Below are 19,390 nucleotides of genomic sequence, written 5' to 3' on the forward strand. Positions count from 1 at the left end.
CGCGATGACCGTCACCAGCACCCCTGTCGCCCCCCCGTTCTCGACCGACTTCGAGGCGGTGCGGCTGGCCGCTGCCGGCCGTGAGCCGGAGGCCGTCGCCCGCCGCCGCCAGCTCGCCGCGGCCCGTTTCGCCGAAGTCGGCTACCCCACGACGAAGCTCGAGGAGTGGCGGTTCACCAACGTCGCGCCGCTCGCCCGGACCGTCTTCCGGCGCGCCGCCGGGACCGTCCCGGCCGACGCCGAAGCGCTGCTCGCGCCGCATCGCATCCCCGGGGCGATCGAGCTCGTCTTCGTCGGCGGTCGCCTCGCACCGTCGCTTTCGCGCCTCGCCGGCGTCCCGGACGGCGTGCTTCTCGGCTCGCTCGCCGCCCAGCTCGCCGCGGGGCGCAGCGAGGTCGCCCAGGCGCTCGGCAGCCGGGCCGACGTCGTCGACAACCCGTTCGTCGCCCTGAACACGGCGCTCTTCGAGGACGGAGCGGTGCTCGTCCTGCCTCGTGCCGTGGCGCTCGACCCGCCCGTGCACCTGCTCTTCCTCGGCGCCAACGAGGAGGGTGTCCCGACGGCCGCCTTCCCGCGCGTGCTCGTCCTCGCCGGGGAACGGAGCGCGGCGACGGTGGTCGAGACCTACGTCGGCCGGCCGGGAGATAACTACCTGACCTGCGCCGTCACCGAGCTCGTCGCCGGCCCCGCGGCGGCGATCGACCACTACAAGGTGCAGCGGGAGGGGTTGGAGGCGTTCCACCTGGCGACCTTCGCCCTGGCCACCGGACGGGACAGCCGTGTCTCCTCGCACTCGATCTCGCTCGGCGGAGCGCTCGTCCGCCACGACGTGCGGGCGCTGCTCGACGGCGAAGGCGGGGAGGCGAATCTCAACGGCCTCTACATGGTCCGCGGGCGGCAGCTCGCCGACACCCACATGCGGGTCGATCACGCCAAGCCGCATTGCGCGAGTCACGAGCTCTACAAGGGGATCCTCAACGAGAAGGCGCGTGCCGTTTTCAACGGCCGCATCTTCGTGCATCCCCACGCGCAGAAGACCGACGCCAAACAGACCAACCGCAACCTCCTGCTGTCGAAGGAGGCGTTGGTCAACACGAATCCGCAGCTCGAGATCTTCGCCGACGACGTCCGCTGCACCCACGGCTCGACGGTGGGCCAGCTCGATGCCGACGCGGTCTTCTACCTGCGTTCGCGCGGCATCGGCGAGGAGGCGGCGCGCAGTATCCTGACCTACGCCTTCGCCTCGGACATCGTCGAGCGGATTCGCGTCGAGTCGGTGCGCCAGGCCCTGCGCGAATCGCTCCTCTCCTGGATTCCCCACGGCGAAGTGGTGCGGGACGCCACATGAGCGCCGAGGCGGCGGAGCGAGCGATGACGGAGACGGGCGCGTTCGACGTCGAGCGCTGGCGCGCCGAGTTCCCGGTGCTTGCCGAGCGTCCGTACGGCAAGCCGCTGGTCTACTTCGACAGCGCCGCCACGGCGCAGAAGCCGCGCGCCGTCATCGATCGGCTCGCCCGCTTCTATGCCCACGAGTACGCGGCGATCCACCGCGGGGTCCACCTGCTCTCCGCCCAGGCGACCGCCTCGTACGAACGGGCGCGGGAGACGGCCCGCCGCTTCCTCGGTGCGGCGAAGCTCTCCGAAGTGGTCTTCGTCCGCGGTGCCACCGAGGGGGTGAACCTCGTCGCGTCGTCCTATCTGCGGGGGCGACTCGGCGCTGGCGACGAGGTCCTGATCACCGCGCTCGAGCATCACTCGAACCTCGTCCCCTGGCAGATCGCCTGCCAACAGGCGGGAGCCCGGCTGGTCGTCGCACCGATCGACGACCGCGGGGTGGTGATCCTCGAAGAATTCGAACGGCTCCTCTCCGACCGGACGCGCATCGCCGCGCTCGCCCACGTCTCGAACGCCCTCGGCACGGTGAACCCGGTACGCGAGATGGTCGCCCTCGCTCATGCCCGCGGCGTGCCGGTGCTGGTCGACGGCGCCCAGGGGGCACCGCACCTGCCCGTCGACGTGCAGGAGCTCGGTTGCGACTTCTACGTCTTCTCCGGCCACAAGACCTACGGCCCGACCGGAATCGGCGTGCTCTACGGACGCCAGGAGCTGCTCGAGTCGATGCCGCCCTATCAGTCGGGTGGCGGCATGATCCGCTCGGTCAGCTTCGAGAAGACGGTGTTCGACGCGCCACCGTCGCGCTTCGAGGCGGGCACCCCGGCGGTGGCCGAGGCGGTCGGCCTCGCCGCGGCGCTCGAGCTGATCGAAAAAGTCGGTCGGCCGGCGATCGCGGCCTGGGAGGACAGGCTACTCGCGGCGGCCACGGACGCGGTGGCGGCCGTGCCGGGGATCCGCCTCGTCGGTACCGCTCCGGACAAGGCCGGCGTCCTCTCCTTCGTCGTCGAGGGCGCTCATCCCCACGACGTCGGAACGATCCTGGACCGCGAAGGGATCGCCGTGCGCGCCGGCCATCACTGCGCCCAGCCGGTGATGGACCGCTTCGGCGTGCCGGCCACCGTCCGCGCCTCCTTCGCGCTCTACAACACCCTCGACGAGGTCGCCGCGCTCGCCGCCGGCCTCGCCAAGGTGCGGCGCTTCTTCCCCCTCTGAAACAGCCGGCAACGGGATATCGTCAAGCCATGGACGGGCTCGCCGACCTTTACCAGGAAGTCATCCTCGACCACTACCGCCGGCCGCGGAACTTCGGCCTGCCGGCCGGGGCCGATCACCAGGCCGACGGCGCGAACCCGCTCTGCGGCGACAAGGTGCGCGTTGCCCTGCGGCTCGACGGCGATCGCGTCGTCGACGTCGGTTTCGAAGGGAGCGGCTGCGCCATCTCGACCGCCTCGGCCTCGTTGATGACCGAGGCGATCAAGGGCCACACGGTCGCCGAAGCCGAGGCCCTCTTCCACCGCTTCCACGACCTGCTCACCGGCCCGCCGGACGAGAAGGCGGCGTTCGACCCGGCGCTCGGCAAGCTCGCCGCCCTCTCCGGCGTCCGCGAGTTCCCGATGCGCGTCAAGTGCGCGACTCTCGCCTGGCACACCTTGAAGTCGGCCCTCGAAGGTGGGGCGCCGGCCGTCACCACCGAGTAGTACCACGTCGGTTCGGGGCGACCGCCGCGGGAAGCTCTCTCGAACACAATCTCGACCCGCAGCCCAAGCCGGTTCCCTCGGTGATCTCGACCGTCGGTAGTATTATGCATGTACTGCGACGCCGAGAGGCACCCGCTCAGTTGCAGGCCTTGAAGGCAGCCAGCTAGAGAGATGCGCGGAGGTTGACCCGGTCCGCGGCGCATAAGGCTCGGCGGACAAGTGCAACTCGGAGAACCAGAAGAAGCGTAGGCCTTGCCTGCCGATAGCCGGGCGCTTTGTGGCTGAGGAGAAGCTCGACGAAACACGATGGTTCGCCTTCTGAAGGGAGTCCGATGATCGAGTTCGTGGAGAGTCTCGTCTGGGTCCTTGGAACGCGAATACTCCGGTTCGATCTTCCCCCCGCCCTCGGGACCATCTCCCTCCCGGCGGTCACGGGCGGCTTCGCGCGAGCCGGGGCCGCAAGGCTGACCGTCGGGTCGCAGTGGGACGATCTGAGGTTCCCGGACCGCCTAGTCCTTGACCTCGACAAAGGCGCGCTCGATGTCCTTGGGTCCAGCCTCGCGAAGGTCACCCCATGGCAGCTCCGTGCCTTGACGCTCCAAGTGCACGCGAGTGGGCTTCTGCTCATTCAGGTCCGCTGTGAAGTGACGGACCAGGATTCGGCCAAGCGGTTCGAGGATGTCGGCGACGAGATCAACGAGTGGCTGACCGAACAGTTTCCAATCGCCAAGGGGCTGGTTGACTTCCTCTGCGATCACGCTGTCTTGCGCCGGGCGGCGGACTTCTCCTTCGGTACCCCCACCTTTCTCAGGGGGTACTCGGAGTTCACGGTATGGTCGTTAGGGGCTTCTCCGTTCGACGGCCTGCTCTACAACCTTCATCTCTTCGTGATCGATGAAGCGCGGGATCTTGCCGCTGAGATCGCCGCCGCCACAGGGCTGGAAGCGGAGCCGCTCGAATATCGAGGCAGCGAGGTGTTCCCGGGTCGCGCCTGCTATGTGTGGCATGTCACGTCGGCCAGGTCGCGAAACGGAGTCGACGGGCTCCTCGACGTGGACTGGGTCGTCAATGGCAAACAGGCGATCGCTTCGACTGGCTGCACGGCATTCGCGAAGATCCTGATGGCCTTGACGTACAAGGAGAGGTTTGGCCTCCAGCCAGCGGCAGTTCGGAACGTCATCAATCTCCACCGAGTACTCTTGCTTCGAATGGAGAGGTTCGAGCACTATCTAGATGAGTCGCAGGCCGCCTACTGCCGGATGCAGAGGAAGCTGGCTGAGACGGAGAGCGTCCTCGAGAGCTACCGGAGTGCGGAGCAGTCGCTTTTGGCCGGGGTCGAGGGCCTGGAAACAGAGCGTTCCTCTGATTCAGCCCAGCGCCTCCAGATCGCAGTTCTCGGCCTCGCCAGCTTGACTGTCTTCTCTGTGTTCACAGACTTGCGCGCCTACCTGGCGGATCAGCGAACGCTTTCGGCGATCGACCCATGGAAAGCGGCTCCGCTTTGCATTGGGCTCTTCGCGGTCGGGGCGCTCTTCTGGCTGCTGTTCCGAAAGCGTTCGTCTCAATGAGCGAGACGCGCACGCAGGCGGACTCAGCGGCGGTCTGCGAGAAGTCGGTAGATGTGTGTTCCAAGACGCGATGGTAGTCAGCAGCAGGCTGAGTTGGGAGCAGGTGGCAATTGCATCGCCGGCGGGAGCAATGGGGCGGCATTGGCAATTCAGGGCGAGGTGGTTCGATGATGAAGCACGACGAGGGGCAACGAAGGCCAGGACAAGCGGTAGCAACGGGGCATGCAGTGAGAAGACACCGCGACCGGTGGGGGTGCGCCCGCCTCTTACCCCTGGCGATTCTCCTCCTCGTCGGTGCCGGTGCCGCGCGGGGCGACTGCCGAACTACACCTGGCAACGTTGTTCCATCCTGCGGGTTCGCTTCACCTGCGGAGGTCAGTTCCTGGACGCTCCTCGCAGGAGCCGAGAAGTCCTGGAACGGGACGGACGGCCTCGGAACACAGGGCGCACTGCAGCTCCTTGAAGGGGAACCGAGCGACCCGTACCACGTGAAAGTCGCGAGCCCTTGCTTTGCGATCACCTCAAGCGAAAACTGGGATGTCGGAGCGCAGTTTAGGCCGCTCAAGAACGGCATCCCGGCGAATGGCTGGGGCCCCTGCCAATTGGGCCTTCAGCGGTTCGTAGACCAGCAGTGCACGGCCCAAGTGCTGCCCATCACTCCGCTCGCCTCGGAGAGGCTAGATGGAGGCAGTGGTTGGTTGCGAATCGGCGGCACCAGGTACTACCCGCCAGGGTACTACCGCTTCGTTGCAGAGTGTTCCTTTGGAGCGGCTGGGTACGGAGTGAGACTAGACGATGCCACAGTAAGCCCTTCGCCGCGGAGTGGGTTCCCACGGTGCACAGCTTGGACGAGCCCGCAACCGGTGGGGTTCGGTGACACTGGGCTTCGTGATGTCCTAATGCTCCAAGGCGCACTCTACGCCGTCGGCGAGCATGGTGGGGCATCCAGGAGCACGGATCAGGGCCTATCTTGGAAGCGGCTAGGAGGACCGCTGGAGTCACTATGGTTAGAGGATGTCGCGACCAGCGGAACTCGTATTGTTGCTGATGCGTATGACGCAAGGGAAAGCTTCATGACCTTGGTTAGTTCGGATGGCGCGAGCTGGGAAAGTGTCCCGTGGGAGACCCCAGAAACGGTCCACGCCGCGATGTGGGACGGCGCCAGATTCCTCGGCGTTCGCGGTCACTACATCATCGAAAGCGTGGATGGCCTTCAGTGGAGGCAGCTCTCGACGGAACCGAACGCTCCCGAACTAAGCGTCATTCGCCGATTCTCGTCGGGGTACTTTGGGTTGGGGAATGGCGGAATATACCGGAGTTTCGATGGCGTTGTCTTTTCGAAAGTTCTGAACACAACGGCGGCGTTTTCCCGCGATTCGGATGTCGCTTGGAACGGTCACACATATGTCGTCAATAGCAACATTCACCTCCTCTACAGCGACGACGGCGACCACTGGGAGGTAGCGGCCCTACCGTTCAATACCATCCCCGGCAATCCCATTTGGGACGGAGTGAGATTCGTGGCGTTGGCGACCAACTTTGGCTCATCGGGGCTCGGCCCAGCGTTGGCTTCGAGCGTAGATGGGCGAGCGTGGAGCCTCGAACGGCGCGTAATGCCCACGGAGCAGACTGACATCTGGCTTTTTCGGCTCCGCAGAATCAACGGTCGCTACTTCACCGCGACGGGGGGTACCGTCCTTTGGAGCGACGATGCGGTTCATTGGAACCTGCCCGAAGGGGAGACGATGAATGCCATGTTCGATGACTTGGCGTTCGACGGGCGTGACTTCCTGGCCGCTACGCCAGTCGGTGTCTTCCTCAGCCGCGACTTGAGATCGTGGAGGAGAAGTCTCGCCTGGGGCTGGTCGTATGAGGGCTTCGCGTCGCCTGGCGCTGGAGTTGCCTACGGCAATGGGGTATTCGTCGCCGGCAAAGAGGGACTCTGGCGAAGCTCGGACAAGGTGACTTGGACACAGGTGGGCGAGTCGTCCCTCCGCATCACGAACATCGACTGGGTAGGAGACAGATTTGTCGCATTGACCAAAGACGGCGCCGTCTTGGCAAGTGTCGATGGAGCTTCATGGAGGCGATACCCAAGCTTCGATGGGACCAACACCTTCACAGAAGTCCTTCGCGTTGGTACGCACATCATCCTGGCAGGCAGGAGCATCGTCACGACCGAAGCCCTGTCGTCAGTGGTGGCAACGAGAGATCTTGGTGGCTCCGTCATCAGCGGAATGGCCGCAGCCGCTGACGGAAGTGTCGTTGTGGCAACTACCACAGGCGGCGCGGTCCTCCGCTCAACAGACCAAGGTGCAACATGGGCGTCGGCCGAGGCCCAGCCCGCCCGCGCGGACCTCGGGGTCTCGTGGTCGAGCGGCGTCTTCTGTGCGATCGGTTATGGCACCTCGATGCGGAGCCGGGACGGTGCACATTGGGCTCTGGACGCGGGCGCCTTCCCGGAGGTCGAGTGGCGCGGCGGACAGTCCAAGCTGCTGGCTGGGATAGGGCCAGTGAGGATCGCCAGAGGAGATCGCGAGGGTCGCCTCTGGGTGAGTGTCTGCGGCGATTGCGGAGGTGCGGACAGCCTCTGTCTTTCCGATGATCGGTTCTTGCTGACTGCGGACTGGAAGGCGAGCTCGCGTGGGAGTGGTGCGGGAACGGCAGTGAAACTCACCGAGGATACCGGGTACTTCTGGTTCTTCGACCCCAGGAACATCGAGGTCGTGACGAAGATCGTCGATGCCTGCGTGCCGCCGTTCAACTCGTTCTGGTCCTTCTCGGCCGGCCTAACGAATGTCGGCGTGGACCTCTACGTAGCCGACACGAGGACCGGCGCAGTCCAGCGATACTCGAACCCCGAAGGCAGGCTCTATCAGACAGTGACGGACACCGCGGCCTTTCCGCTCTGCGGGGAGGAAGCGGTACAAGCCGAGGGGGGCGTTCAGGAGACGGAGGGTGCCGAGTCGGGAGGCGACGACACCGGGAGCGAGCCTTGGGCACCGGCCGCCACGGGGAGCGAGTTGTTGCTGGGGCAGGGGCGCTTTGTCGCACGAGCGCACTGGTCGACTTCTGCAGGCGGAGCAGGCGACGGCACTGCGGTGTCCCTGACGGAGGATGCTGGGTACTTCTGGTTCTTCAGCCCTGCCAATGTCGAACTCGTTGTCAAGGTCATCGACGCCTGTGTGGACCCCTTCAATAGCTTCTGGTTCTTCGCTGCCGGGATGACCGACGTGACGGTCGAGCTGACAGTAGAGGACATCATCGCGGGTCAGTCCAAGACCTATCTCAGCGTTGGAGGGCGGCCGTTCGAGACGGTGGCTGATACTTCGGCGTTCCCGACCTGCGGCCCCCACTGAGGCGCCGGTTGACGAAGGGCATTCAGACAATGCCCGGTTCTCGACGCGGCTCAGCCGCGAACTTGCAGTTTGATTCGTGGCGGGGAGACGCAGCTAGCAAGGGTGGCGGGCACACGCAGCCGTTCAGCGCTAGACGTGCCGGCGCGAAGCGGCGAAGGGGCGAGTTGCGAGAATAGATGCTACGGCGGCAAGCTGCCGCGCAGCAGCATGGGCGAGCCGGGGCCTTTCGGCTCAGCTGGTGGCAGGCAGGCCGTACAGCCTCCACGCTGACAACGGTTCAATCCATGGCCCATCATCGGTGACCCCAACCTAGCCCAGCAGCAGATAGCAGCAGCCGACGAGGACCGTAGGCACGATCGCCGCCGCAGCGAGGCCGAGGGGGGAGATGCCGCCTTCGAAGTAGCGGCCGAGGAGCGCCTGGCCGGCCGGGTTGGGGGCGTTGGCGATGACCGTCAGGCCGCCGCCGGTCACCGCGCCGGCCACCACCGCGTACTTCATCTCCGGGGTGAACCCCGGCACCAGCGAGGCGAGGTAGGTGATCGCCGCGTTGTCGTTGAAGGCGGTCAGCACGGTGGCGCCGAGCATCAGCGGCACCGGCGAGAGCCCGGCGAGCAGCGGGGCGATCCACCACTGCTGCAGCGAGCCGTGGATCACCAGGCCGGCGAGGAAGAAGCCGACGAGCAGCGGCGGCTTGAGGTCGATCGGCGCCTGGTGCGGGGCGCTCGCCTGGGCGAAGGCGAGGAAGAAGAGGAAGCCGCCGATGAACAGCGCCGGCGTGTGGGCGGTGAACACCGTCCAGCCGAGGAAGGCGAGGTGGATGCCGACCACCCAGACCGGGGCGGGGTCGCGGCCGTCGTCACCGGCGCGGGAGCGGCCGGCGGCGCCGGCGAGCGCGGCGAGCTCGCGCCGCAGCAGGAGGGCGTAGAGGGCCGTCGAGAGCAGGACGCCGAGCGCCGCCTTCCAGCCGAACTCGGTGAGCATGTGCGAGAGCCCCCAGCCCCACTTGCCGGCGACCATCAGCACCGGCGGCGCGGCGAAGTGGGTCAGGGTGCCGCCGACCGAGATGTTGACGAAGAGCAGGCCGAGCGTGGCGTAGCGCAGCCGCCGGCTGCCCCCGCGGTCGAAGACCTCCTGCGACAGCAGCAGGGCGCTGATCACCATCGCCGCGGGCTCGGTGATGAAGGAGCCGAGCAGCGGCCCCACCACCAGGATGCTGACCCACCAGGCGAACGGCGTGCCGCCCCCGAGCGCCGCCAGGCGTCCGATCGCGGTGCGCGCGAACTGCAGCACCGGGCGGGTGGCGGCGATGGCCATGATCACCACCACGAACATCGGCTCGACGAAGGTGAGGCGGTGGGCGAAGAGGTGGTCGACCGTCCCCCAGCCTTCGGAGAACAGCAGGACGAGGACCAGCGGCACCACCCAGAGCCCGAAGACCGCCTCGATCTCGCCGAAGAAGTGCAGGATCTCGGCCTTGAAGCTGCGCCGGTCGACCGGCCGCTCGTGCGGCTCGATCGTGCCGTCCCGGTCGTGGTCGGCCGCCGGCCGGTGCACCAGTCGGTGAGCGTAGGCGGCGATCCGGGGCGCGGCGAAGGTGTGGAGGATGGCGAGGGCGAAGATCACCGTGGCGACGACGTTGAGCGGCTCGGCGGCGGCGCGCTGGAGGAGCACCTGGCCGGTGGAGAGCCCCTCCTCGCCGGTGTAGCTCTCGAGCGGCGGCGGGAAGTCGGGGGGCGGACCGGCAGCGCCGGCGGCGGCGAGCGCCGCGGGCGCGCAAGCGAGCAGCAGGAGGCCGAGGGCGGCGAACAACGGGCGGCGGAGCGGCTGGCGCATCGGTTCTCCCTCGAGAAGGACCGCGCGCGCCGTCGGGCGGGCGCGGCGCGGAATCTATCGCAGGGGGCGTCGGCGCGCGGCTCACCCGCCGGCGTCGGCCCGGCATAGGATGCGCGCCGCGCCCGCCCGCTGGCGGGGAGAGGGGAGAGGAGCGCGAGATGACCTGGCAGATCGCCGCGATGCTGGCTGGAGGGTTGATCCTGTTGGTGGCGGGAGCGGAGGGGCTGGTGCGCGGCGCCTCACGCTTGGCGGCAGCGGCGGGAATCTCGCCGCTGGTCATCGGGCTCACCGTGGTGGCGTTCGGCACCAGCGCGCCGGAGCTCGCGGTGTCGCTCAAGTCCTCGCTCGCCGGTCAGGCGGACGTGGCGCTCGGCAACGTGGTGGGGAGCAACATCTTCAACGTCCTCTTCATCCTCGGTCTCTCGGCGGGGATCACCCCGCTGGTGGTGGCGCAGCAGCTGGTGCGCCTCGACGTGCCGATCATGATCGCCGTCTCGCTCGCCACGCTGCTGCTCGGCCTCGACGGGTCGATCGGCCGGGTCGACGGCCTGTTCCTCGTCGCCGGGATGGTTGCCTACACGGTCTTCATGATCCGCACGAGCCGGCGCGAGAGCGCCGCGGTGCGCGCCGAGTACGACCAGGAGTACGCGGTGCCGGCGCCGCGCGGGGCGGCGGCGCTGGTGCTCGCCGGCTTTCTCGCGGCCGCCGGACTCGGGCTGCTGGTCGTCGGCGCCAACCTGTTCCTCGGCGGCGCGGTGCAGATCGCCCGTGCCTTCGGCCTGAGCGAGCTGGTCATCGGCCTGACCATCGTCGCCGCCGGCACCTCGCTCCCGGAGGTCGCCACCTCGGTGCTGGCGGCCGTGCGCGGCGAGCGCGACATCGCGGTCGGCAACGTGGTGGGGAGCAACATCTTCAACCTGCTGGCGGTGCTCGGGCTGGCCGCGGCGTTGAGCCCCGGCGGCGTGGCCGTGTCGCCGGCCGCGCTGCGCTTCGACATCCCGGTGATGCTCGCCGTGGCGGTGGCCTGCCTGCCGATCTTCGCCCACGGCTCGGTGATCCACCGCTGGGAGGGTCTGCTCTTCCTCGGCGGCTACTTCGCCTACACCGCCTACCTGATCCTCGATGCCACCGGGCACGACGCCCTGCCGGCCTACAGCGGGGTGATGGAGGCGTTCGTCCTGCCGTTGGTTGGCTTGACCCTGGCGGTGCTCGGCTACCGCGCCTGGCGCGAGCGGCGGGGCGCGGCGACCGGCGGAGGTCCCGGCGACCTCAACCGGGGAGGATGACCACCCGCCGCAGCGGCTCCTCGCCGCGGCTCGCCGAGGAGAGGCCGAGACGTTGCGCCGCCTCGTGCTGCAGGTGGCGGACGTAGGCGCGCTGCGGGGCGAGCTCCACGGCCGCTCCGGAATCGAGGACGCGGTGGGCGGCGTGATCGACTTCGCGCAGCGCCGCCTGCTGGTCGGCAAGGCCGTCGGGCAGATCGCAGGCGTCGCGCAGGAAGCCCTCCACCTGGGCAATGGTGGCGCTGCGCAGCAGGTGGAGCGGCCGCTCGCGGAGCGGACGCGGCAGCCGCTTCTCCTGCGACTTCAGCGTGACGACGAGGTCGGCCTCGTGAACGCTCTCGACCAGCCGGGCGTTGGCCCGCAGTTGACGGATGGCGCGCTCGAGGCGCGGTCGCGAGATGGCGTAGGGCAGAAGGCGCAAGGTCCGTCGCCGGGCCGGACCCGGGGAATCGCGCCGCGGCAGATGTCCGGCGGCCGCGACGGCGGCCTCCTCGTCTCCGTCGGGCCCGGCCTCGCCGGGGGCGATCGCCACCCCGCCGTCGGGGGTCCGGGTCCGGATCTCCGGGCGAGGCGGCAGGCCGCGCAGCGCCCGATCCACGACCTCGGCGAGATCGCGATGGACGGCGAAGGCGTCGCGACTCTGGATCTCGACGAGGACGTCGAAGGTGGGCGGGGCTCGCCGTTCGAGCACCGCCTTCTGCGTGCCTCGCCGCCGGGCCTCGTCATCGGAAAGGGTCACCGACTGGATGCCGCCGAGCAGCTCGTTGAGCGTCGGATTCTGCAGCAGGTTGGCGAGCGTGTTGCCGTGCGCCGTGCCGATCAGCTGGACGCCCCGCTCGGCGATCGTCCGGGCGGCGAGCGCCTCGGCCTGGGTGCCGATCTCGTCGATGACGATCACCTCCGGCATGTGGTTCTCCACCGCCTCGATCATCACCGCGTGCTGCTGCTCGGGTGCCGCCACCTGCAATCGCCGGGCGCGGCCGATGCCGGGGTGCGGGACGTCGCCGTCGCCGGCGATCTCGTTCGAGGTGTCGACGACGATCACCCGCTTGCCGAGCTCGTCGGCGAGCACCCGTGCCGCCTCGCGCAGCAGCGTCGTCTTGCCGACGCCCGGCCGGCCGAGCAACAGGACCGAATGTCCCCCCTCGATCGTGTCGCGCACGATGTCGAGCGTGCCGACCACCGCCCGTCCGATCCGGCAGGTCAGCCCGATGATCGCGCCAGCACGGTTGCGCAGCGCCGAAATGCGATGCAGGGTGCGCTCGATGCCCGCCCGGTTGTCACGGCCGAAGAGGCCGACGCGCGCGAGGACCTGCGCCAGATCGTCGGCGCCGATCGGCCGCTCGGCGAGCTCGACGGCGCGACCGGGGTAGCGCGCCTCCGGCGGTCGGCCAAGGTCCATCACCACTTCGAGAAGCTCGTCGGTGCTGCCCCGGGAGACAATCGCCTGCTGCAGGTCCTCCGGCAGCGTGGCAAGCAGGAGGGCGAGATCGTCGGTCGGTGGCGAGGGGTGAGAAGCGCTCACGGCGAGCTCGAAGAGCCGAAAGGGACCGGCCGGCGCGCCTCTCGAGGGTGGTGCGCGGCGTACCGGAGCGATCATGGCACAGGCCCGGTCGACGGGTGGGGCTCGGTCCGCCGGGCCCGATCCCGTATATTTCCGCGCATGCGCCGATCCTCGCCCCGCCTCGCCGCCCTTCTCCTCGTCCTGATGGCGTGGGGATCCGCTGCCACCGCCGCCCAACCGGGGGACGAAGTCCTCACCTACCGTTGGAGGCTTCAGGGCTTTCTCCGCGGTCTGGCGATCTTCTCGATGCCGGCGGACGGGTCGGCGACACTGACCCATCGCGATCTCGGCGGGGGGCACGAGTCGATCGAGCTCTACCTGGTCTCGGACCGCAACGAGGACGGCGAGTACTTCCGCTACGGCTCGGAGCGCGACGCGACGACCGGCTTGGCGCTGCGCGCCTGGAGCAGCTCTCGCTGGCGCGGCGAGTCGAAGTCGCGCGAGGCGCGGATCGACCAGGCCCGGGTGGTGGACATCGCCTCGGCGATCCTGCTGCTGCGCCGCGACCCGCCGCGCCGCCCGCGGCAGCTCGAGATCTGGAGCGACGGCCGCCTCTACCCGGTGCTGGTCGTGCCCCAGGAGGTGGAGCAGAAGCGTCTCCACGGGGTCGCCGTGGCCGCGCGGCGCTACTCGATCCGACCGATCCAGCTGCCGCAGCGGCGCGTCTGGAAGGGCGAGATCGACCTCTGGCTGGCCGCCGACCCGGCGGCGACGCCGGTGGCCATCCGCGTCGAGCGGAGCCTCGCCAGCGTCATGCTGACGCTCGTCGACTGAACGGCGCCCGGCGCGCACGCGAGGATCCGTCGCCGGGGTTCATCCGCCCCGGCGCCGGGGCCGTACCTGACCACGGAGAGACTCCGTGACGACCACCTGGCCCAGCGAGCTCGCTTTCGACCTTCCCCTGCTACCCCGGCCGCGCTGGCGCTCCGCTGCCACGAACGCCCCGCGGGAGCGCGAAGCACGTGAGAAGATCGTCCTGGCGGAGCCTGACCTTCGCCGCGAACCCACCGTGACCGACGCTGCTGACGACTCCCGTCTGCTGGCCCGCATCGCGGGTGGCGACCGGGACGCCTTTCGCGACTTCTACGACCGCTACGCGGCCAAGGTGCTGGCCTACGTGCGGATGCTGAGCCGCGACGCCGCGGTCTCGGAAGACATTGTCCAGGAGGTCTTCCTGGCCGTCTTCCGCAAGGCTGGAAGCTATCGACCCGAGCGCGGCGACGTGGCCGGATGGCTCTACACGATCACCCGCAACAAGATGGTCGACCTCTGGCGGCGACGCGGTCCGGGAGAGCCGACAGAGGAGGAGTTCGACTTTTCCCGCCTGCCTGACGAGCGTTCCGAGCTCGCGGCGGACCTGCGGCTCTCGGTCCGCCAGGTCCTCGCCGAGCTCTCCGACGACCAGCGCCAGGCGGTCGAGCTCGCCTATTTCGGCGGTCTGACCTACGAGGAGACCGCCGCGCGCCTGCGGCTGCCACTCGGCACCCTCAAGTCCCGCATCCGGGCGGGCCTGATGAGCATGCGGTCGCGGCTGGCCGAGTCGCGTCCGCGAGAGGTTCGCAATGCCTGAGCTCCATCCCGCCGAGGAGACGCTGCTCGATCATGCTTCGGGCCGGCTGGGCCGCCACCTGCGGCCGGTCGTCGAAGCGCACCTCGACCTCTGTCCGACCTGCCGGACGACGGTTGCGGCGCTCGCCGTGCCTGGCGGCGAGTTGCTGCGGCGAGTCGACGGTCCGCCGCCGTCGACGAGCTGTTGGAGCCGGCTGCTGGCCCGGTTGGACGAGCCGCTATCGGCCCCCTCCCTGCCGCCGGGGGCGCCGGTTCCGCCCGCGGCACAGGCCGAGCTGACCGGCGGCGTGCAGCGCTCCTGGGGCGGGTTCTTCACCCGCGGGGCGCGGTTCTTCGTTCTCGACGTCGATCGCGAAGGCGAGTCGATCCTCGGCATGGCGCAGATGCCAGGCGGTCGCCGCTTCCCACGCCACACGCATCTCGGGTACGAGCATTCGGTCGTACTCGCCGGCGGCTACCGCGACGAGAGCGGGACGTTCGAGGAGGGCGACTTCGGCGTCTGTCCGCCCGGCTCCGACCACGGTCCGGACACGCTCGAAGGCGAGCCGTGCTGGATCCTCTTCTGCCTCGAACGCCCGGTGCGGTTTCACGGCTGGCGCGGTCTTCTCCAGCGCCTGGCCGGACACTGAGCGCGTCGGGTCCGGCGCGACCCCTCTGGTAGAATCGCCCGACTGTGAGAGTCAAGCGGGCCGAGAAATACGGCTTTTGCGCCGGCGTCCGGATCGCCGACAAGAAGGTCAAGAAGTTCGTCCGCGAGGGCAACGCCGGGCAGATCCTCGGTCAGGTCGTCCACAACGAGCGCGTCGTCGAGGAGATGGAGCGTCTCGGGGTCGGCACGGTTCAGGACGTCGAGGAGGCGAGCGCGGGAACGCTGGTCTTCTCGGCCCACGGCGTTCCACCCTCCTTCCACGACGCGGCGCGACGTCGCGGGCTGCGCATCCTCGATACCACCTGTCCGTTCGTCTACGACATCCATGACGAGGCCGAGGCGGCGCTCGCGGCCGGCAGCCATCTGGTCTTCATCGGCGACCCGCGCCACCGCGAGGTCGTCGGTTATACGCGCGACCTCGACCCGGCGACCTACCACGTGCTGACCCGCGTCGAGGAGGTCGAGTCGATCGACTGGTCGCGCTATCGCGAGGTCAAGGTCTTCTACCAGACGACGCTCAACGCCGAGGAATTCGAGGACGTGGTGCGGGCGATCGAGGCGCGGGTGCCGGCAACGCGGCGCGCCGACACGATCTGCTACGCCACCAAGGAGAACCAGGAGGCGGCCCACGCACTCGGACGCGACGCCGAGGTCGGCCTCATCCTGGTGATCGGCGGGCAGCACAGCGCCAACACGCGCCACCTCTGGGAGATCTGCCAGCGCTACAAGCCCAGCTACCTGATCCAGGGGATCGACGATCTCGATCCCGCCTGGTTCGACGGAGTCGAAACCGTCGGGCTGACCGCGGGCGCCTCGACCCCCGACTACGTCATCGACGAGGTCGAGGCGGCGGTCGTCGCGCTCGGGGTGACGTCACCTGCGGCGATCGCGGGGAGCTCGAGATGAAGGTCCTGGTGGTCGGCTCCGGTGGCCGGGAGCATGCCCTGTGCTGGAAGCTGCGGCAGAGCCCCCTGCTCACCGAGCTCTACTGTGCGCCGGGCAATCCGGGAATCGCCGCGGTGGCCGACCGCGTGCCGCTCGCCGCCGACGACATCCAGGAGCTCGCCGAGTTCGCCCAGGAGATGCGCATCGACTTGACCGTCGTCGGTCCCGAGCTGCCGCTCTCGCTCGGCATCGTCGACGAGTTCGAGAAGCGTGGGCTCGCCATCTTCGGGCCGCGGCGCGCTGCCGCCGAGATCGAGGGCAGCAAGGTCTTCTCCAAGGAGTTCATGGCGCGACAGGGGATCCCGACCGCAGCCTTCGAGGTGGTGCGCGATGTGGCGGCGGCACGCGCTGCCTGCCAACGCTTCGGCTTCCCGGTCGTCCTGAAGGCGGACGGTTTGGCCTCCGGCAAGGGCGTCGTCATCCCGCAGAACGAGGAGGAGCTCGCCGCGGCGCTCGACATGTTCTTCACCCAGCGGCGGTTCGGCGTCTCGGCGGATCGCGTGGTCGTCGAACAGTGCCTGGTCGGCGAGGAGGTCTCGCTCATCGCCCTCTCCGACGGGCACCGTGTCCTGCCGCTTGCGGCGGCGAAGGACTACAAGCGGGTCGGCGACGGCGACAGCGGACCGAACACCGGCGGCATGGGATCGCACAGCCCGGCCGGGGTGCTCGGCGCCGACGAAGCCGCCGCGGTGCTCGAGCAGGTGCTGCGGCCGACCGTCGATGGGCTCGCCGCGGAGAATCGCCCGTTTCGCGGCTTTCTCTACGCCGGACTGATGCTCACTCCCGACGGGCCGCGGGTGCTCGAGTTCAACGCGCGCCTCGGCGATCCCGAAGCGCAGGTTCTCCTGCTGCGACTCGAAGACGACCTTCTGCCGTTGCTCGCCGCGGGAGCGGAGGGAGCCTTCGGCACGTCGCGGCTGCACTTCCGCAAAGAGGCGGCGGCTTGTCTCGTGCTGGCGAGCCAGGGCTATCCCGACCGTCCCGTCACCGGGGAACCGATCGACGGCCTCGACGAGGCCGCCGCGGTCGAAGGCGTCGCCGTCTTCCATGCCGCGACGGCGCTCGAGGACGGGCGGGTGGTGAGCGCCGGAGGGCGGGTGTTGAACGTCTGCGCCACCGGAGCGAACCTCGCCGAGGCGTTGCGGCGGGCCTACGCCGCGGCCGCCAAAATCGACTGGCCGAGCAAGATCCTGCGCCACGACATCGGCCGTCGGGTCGTCGCCTCGGTGGTTGCAGCCGACAGCTGATCGCCCCTTTCGCGGTTTGACCCCCCCCTGGCGCCGTGCCACAATGGCGCGCACTCGCTCCCTCGGGACCGGCGATCGGCCTCTCGTGCGGCAGGGGCATGCCGAGTGCTTCCCGGGTGGCGGCGAGCGACACGATGGAAGGAGTGACCAGGGTTGAGCGGCTGTGGGTGTTCGTTCCTCGGCAAGTCGACGGCGGTGGAAGACACCTACGTCGGCGTGCGGTTTGCAGAGGAGGCGAACATGACCCTCTGCACCACCGGAGGAACGCTCTACGCCGTCGGTTCGCAGGTCGTCGTCGAAGTCGACGGTGAGCCGCGTTTCGGCCGCGTCGAGAAGTCGCCGATGCCGGTCTTCAAGCCCTGCCAGAAGTCGGGCGCCAAGCCGATCCTGCGCTGTGCCGCGCCGGAGGACCGCGAGGCCCACGAGCGGCAGCTCGCCGCCGAGACGGCGGGCAAGCTCTTCTGCCAGGAGCGGGCGCGCGGCCAGAGCCTGGACATGAAGATCGCCCGCGTGGAGTTCTCCCTCTCCCGCAAACGCGCGATCGTCTACTTCACCGCCGAGAAGCGTGTCGACTTCCGGCAGCTGGTTCGGGACTTCTCGCAACGCTTCGGCGCGCGGGTGCAGATGACCCAGGTCGGCGCGCGAGACGAGGCGAAGCTTCTCGGCGGCGTCGGCGTCTGCGGTCGCACCCTCTGCTGCTCGAGCTGGCTCAAGGACTTCAAGCCGATCGCCATCAGCATGGCCAAGCGGCAGAACCTCTCGCTCAACCCGTCGAAGATTTCGGGGCAGTGTGGCCGGCTGCTCTGCTGCCTCGCCTACGAAGACGAGGACTACAAGAGGAGCGGGCCGCCGCGCCCGGCGCCGGTGCTGCCGGTGATCCCAGACCGATGAGCAATCGCAAGCTGATCCGCCCCGACCTCGGGGAGCTCAAGAAGGAGACGCCGACGCGCGTCGTGCGGCGCAAGCAGAGCCCGCCGGAGCAGACCAACGCCGAGGAGTTCTACTACCTCAAGCAGATGGCGGCCAAGACGCCGATGGTCGTCCTGCTCACCAACGGCGAAGAGTTGCGCGGCTGGATCGAGTGGTACGACAAGGGCGCCATCAAGCTCAATCGCTGGAGCGGGCCGAATCTGCTGATCCCCAAGCGCAGCATCCTCTACCTCTTCAAGGAGGAGGAGCTGCGTCGTCCGCGCCGCCGGTCCGCCGGCGAGGGAGACCCCGAGCGCGCGGACGAGAGCTGAGCTCCGTCGATGCGCCCTGTTCTCGCCCTCACCCAGGGCGATCCTGCCGGAATCGGCCCGGAGATCCTGCTCAAGGCCCTCGCTCGGTTCTCTGCCGAGCGGGCGCTGCCGCTGCTCGTGGCCGAGCGCGCCGCGCTCGAGGCGGTCCGTCCGCTCGTCCCCGCCGGTGTGTGGGAGCGGCTGTTCTTCCTCGGTTCGCCGCCGACGCGTGGCGAGCTCGAACGCGCCGGCGAGCGGATTCCGGTTCTCGATCCGGTCGGAGCGCCTCGGGTGATCGCGCTCGGTCGCTCCGGTAGCGACGACGCGGCCGGCGCGATGGCCGCCCTCGACGCCGCCATCGCCCTCGCTCGGGCCGGTACCGTCGACGCCCTGGTCACGGCGCCGGTCAGCAAGGGGTCGATCGCCCGCCACCTGTTGCCCGGCTTCGTCGGCCACACCGACTACCTCGCCGCCGCCTGCGGGCTGGAGCGCTACGGGCGCGACTACCTGATGGCGTTCCTGTCGCCGGGCCTGCGCGTCGCGCTGCTTTCGGTGCACGTGCCGCTGCTCGAAGCGCTGCGCGCGATCACCGGGGAGAGCCTGCTCGAGGCGTTGACGTGTCTTCATCGCCATGGCGCCGGACGGATCGCCCTGGCCGGCTTCAATCCCCATGCCGGAGAAGAGGGCCTGCTCGGCAGCGAAGACCGTGACCTGCTCGCCCCGGCGGTTGCCGAGGCGCGGCGGCGCGGCATCAACGCGCACGGGCCGGAGAGCGCCGACTCGCTCTTCGCACGCGCCCGGCGCGGGGAGTTCGACTGGGTCCTGTCGCTCTTCCACGATCAGGGGCTGATCGCGGTCAAGACGGCGAGCTTCGGCGCGGCGACGAACTGGACGGTCGGTCTGCCCTTCCTGCGCACCTCGGTCGACCACGGCACCGCTTTCCACCTCGCCGGCACCGGACGAGCTGACGAGGGGCCGATGCTCGCGGTGCTCGACACCACCCTCGAGCTGCTCGCGTCGCCCGGCTGAGGGCGGCAACCGCCGGAGAACCGAGCGGGGTG

16 protein-coding genes are annotated in these 19,390 nt (G+C 69.0%); 14 read left to right on the plus strand and 2 right to left on the minus strand.

The genetic code is table 11. The features are described 5' to 3' along the window. Positions 1-4 precede the first annotated feature (4 nt). The 5 genes from sufD (at position 5) to IPJ17_04375 (ending at position 8,019) form a co-directional block, all read left to right on the plus strand. A complete protein-coding gene (sufD, locus tag IPJ17_04355) occupies positions 5-1,348 on the plus strand; it encodes a Fe-S cluster assembly protein SufD (protein ID QQR74827.1) in 1,344 nt (447 codons plus the stop codon). Then, positions 1,345-2,607: a cysteine desulfurase gene (locus tag IPJ17_04360; GenBank protein ID QQR74828.1), complete on the plus strand. Its 1,263-nt coding sequence runs from the start codon at positions 1,345-1,347 to the stop codon at positions 2,605-2,607. Before sufD ends, IPJ17_04360 begins: the two co-directional genes overlap by 4 nt. Positions 2,608-2,636: 29 nt before the next feature. Next, a complete protein-coding gene (locus IPJ17_04365; GenBank protein ID QQR74829.1) occupies positions 2,637-3,092 on the plus strand; it encodes an SUF system NifU family Fe-S cluster assembly protein in 456 nt (151 codons plus the stop codon). A 332-nt stretch (positions 3,093-3,424) separates the two neighbouring features. Continuing rightward, positions 3,425-4,660 (plus strand): hypothetical protein, encoded by a 1,236-nt coding sequence (locus IPJ17_04370; protein ID QQR74830.1) that lies wholly within the window; start codon positions 3,425-3,427, stop codon positions 4,658-4,660. 1,073 nt (positions 4,661-5,733) lie between these two features. After that, the gene (locus tag IPJ17_04375; GenBank protein QQR74831.1) at positions 5,734-8,019 is read left to right on the plus strand and encodes a hypothetical protein; all 2,286 of its coding nucleotides are present in this window, start codon (positions 5,734-5,736) and stop codon (positions 8,017-8,019) included. A gap of 309 nt (positions 8,020-8,328) precedes the next feature. On the opposite strand, the gene IPJ17_04380 is transcribed toward IPJ17_04375, so the two are convergent. Beyond that, the gene (locus tag IPJ17_04380) at positions 8,329-9,852 is read right to left on the minus strand and encodes a putative Na+/H+ antiporter (protein ID QQR74832.1); all 1,524 of its coding nucleotides are present in this window, start codon (positions 9,850-9,852) and stop codon (positions 8,329-8,331) included. 158 nt (positions 9,853-10,010) lie between these two features. Here IPJ17_04380 and IPJ17_04385 point away from each other — a divergent pair, with 158 nt between their 5' ends. Continuing rightward, positions 10,011-11,138 (plus strand): calcium/sodium antiporter, encoded by a 1,128-nt coding sequence (locus IPJ17_04385; GenBank protein QQR74833.1) that lies wholly within the window; start codon positions 10,011-10,013, stop codon positions 11,136-11,138. On the opposite strand, the gene IPJ17_04390 is transcribed toward IPJ17_04385, so the two are convergent. Next, on the minus strand, positions 11,122-12,735 hold the full coding sequence (locus tag IPJ17_04390) for an AAA family ATPase (GenBank protein QQR74834.1): 1,614 nt from the start codon (positions 12,733-12,735) through the stop codon (positions 11,122-11,124). The genes IPJ17_04385 and IPJ17_04390 overlap by 17 nt on opposite strands. Positions 12,736-12,798: 63 nt before the next feature. On the opposite strand from IPJ17_04390, the gene IPJ17_04395 reads away from it, so the two are divergent. The 8 genes from IPJ17_04395 (at position 12,799) to IPJ17_04430 (ending at position 19,358) form a co-directional block, all read left to right on the plus strand. Then, complete coding sequence (locus tag IPJ17_04395; protein QQR74835.1) at positions 12,799-13,473, plus strand: DUF3108 domain-containing protein; 675 nt, start codon at positions 12,799-12,801, stop codon at positions 13,471-13,473. An 85-nt stretch (positions 13,474-13,558) separates the two neighbouring features. Further along, positions 13,559-14,269 carry a sigma-70 family RNA polymerase sigma factor gene (locus tag IPJ17_04400; protein QQR74836.1) on the plus strand — a complete coding sequence of 237 codons (711 nt, stop codon included), beginning with the start codon at positions 13,559-13,561 and terminating at the stop codon, positions 14,267-14,269. Further along, on the plus strand, positions 14,262-14,897 hold the full coding sequence (locus IPJ17_04405) for a cupin domain-containing protein (protein ID QQR74837.1): 636 nt from the start codon (positions 14,262-14,264) through the stop codon (positions 14,895-14,897). The genes IPJ17_04400 and IPJ17_04405 overlap by 8 nt, the downstream gene beginning before the upstream one ends. A 44-nt stretch (positions 14,898-14,941) precedes the next feature. Continuing rightward, a complete protein-coding gene (ispH, locus tag IPJ17_04410; protein ID QQR74838.1) occupies positions 14,942-15,823 on the plus strand; it encodes a 4-hydroxy-3-methylbut-2-enyl diphosphate reductase in 882 nt (293 codons plus the stop codon). Next, complete coding sequence (gene purD / locus IPJ17_04415) at positions 15,820-17,109, plus strand: phosphoribosylamine--glycine ligase (GenBank protein QQR74839.1); 1,290 nt, start codon at positions 15,820-15,822, stop codon at positions 17,107-17,109. Before ispH ends, purD begins: the two co-directional genes overlap by 4 nt. Positions 17,110-17,262: 153 nt before the next feature. Next, positions 17,263-18,000, plus strand: coding sequence for a hypothetical protein (locus IPJ17_04420; GenBank protein QQR74840.1), 738 nt, complete (start codon positions 17,263-17,265; stop codon positions 17,998-18,000). Then, a complete protein-coding gene (locus tag IPJ17_04425) occupies positions 17,997-18,350 on the plus strand; it encodes a hypothetical protein (protein ID QQR74841.1) in 354 nt (117 codons plus the stop codon). The genes IPJ17_04420 and IPJ17_04425 overlap by 4 nt, the downstream gene beginning before the upstream one ends. 9 nt (positions 18,351-18,359) lie before the next feature. Further along, complete coding sequence (locus IPJ17_04430) at positions 18,360-19,358, plus strand: 4-hydroxythreonine-4-phosphate dehydrogenase PdxA (GenBank protein QQR74842.1); 999 nt, start codon at positions 18,360-18,362, stop codon at positions 19,356-19,358. Positions 19,359-19,390: the final 32 nt, after the last annotated feature.

It is taken from the genome of Holophagales bacterium (assembly GCA_016699405.1).
Taxonomy (GTDB): Bacteria; Acidobacteriota; Thermoanaerobaculia; order Multivoradales; family JAGPDF01; genus JAAYLR01.

Coding starts and splice junctions, on each gene's coding strand:
- sufD (QQR74827.1), top strand. CDS start 5: ATGACCGTCACCAGCACCCCTGTCGCCCCCCCGTTCTCGACCGACTTC.
- IPJ17_04360 (QQR74828.1), top strand. CDS start 1,345: ATGAGCGCCGAGGCGGCGGAGCGAGCGATGACGGAGACGGGCGCGTTC.
- IPJ17_04365 (QQR74829.1), top strand. CDS start 2,637: ATGGACGGGCTCGCCGACCTTTACCAGGAAGTCATCCTCGACCACTAC.
- IPJ17_04370 (QQR74830.1), top strand. CDS start 3,425: ATGATCGAGTTCGTGGAGAGTCTCGTCTGGGTCCTTGGAACGCGAATA.
- IPJ17_04375 (QQR74831.1), top strand. CDS start 5,734: ATGACCTTGGTTAGTTCGGATGGCGCGAGCTGGGAAAGTGTCCCGTGG.
- IPJ17_04380 (QQR74832.1), bottom strand. CDS start 9,852: ATGCGCCAGCCGCTCCGCCGCCCGTTGTTCGCCGCCCTCGGCCTCCTG.
- IPJ17_04385 (QQR74833.1), top strand. CDS start 10,011: ATGACCTGGCAGATCGCCGCGATGCTGGCTGGAGGGTTGATCCTGTTG.
- IPJ17_04390 (QQR74834.1), bottom strand. CDS start 12,735: ATGATCGCTCCGGTACGCCGCGCACCACCCTCGAGAGGCGCGCCGGCC.
- IPJ17_04395 (QQR74835.1), top strand. CDS start 12,799: ATGCGCCGATCCTCGCCCCGCCTCGCCGCCCTTCTCCTCGTCCTGATG.
- IPJ17_04405 (QQR74837.1), top strand. CDS start 14,262: ATGCCTGAGCTCCATCCCGCCGAGGAGACGCTGCTCGATCATGCTTCG.
- purD (QQR74839.1), top strand. CDS start 15,820: ATGAAGGTCCTGGTGGTCGGCTCCGGTGGCCGGGAGCATGCCCTGTGC.
- IPJ17_04425 (QQR74841.1), top strand. CDS start 17,997: ATGAGCAATCGCAAGCTGATCCGCCCCGACCTCGGGGAGCTCAAGAAG.
- IPJ17_04430 (QQR74842.1), top strand. CDS start 18,360: ATGCGCCCTGTTCTCGCCCTCACCCAGGGCGATCCTGCCGGAATCGGC.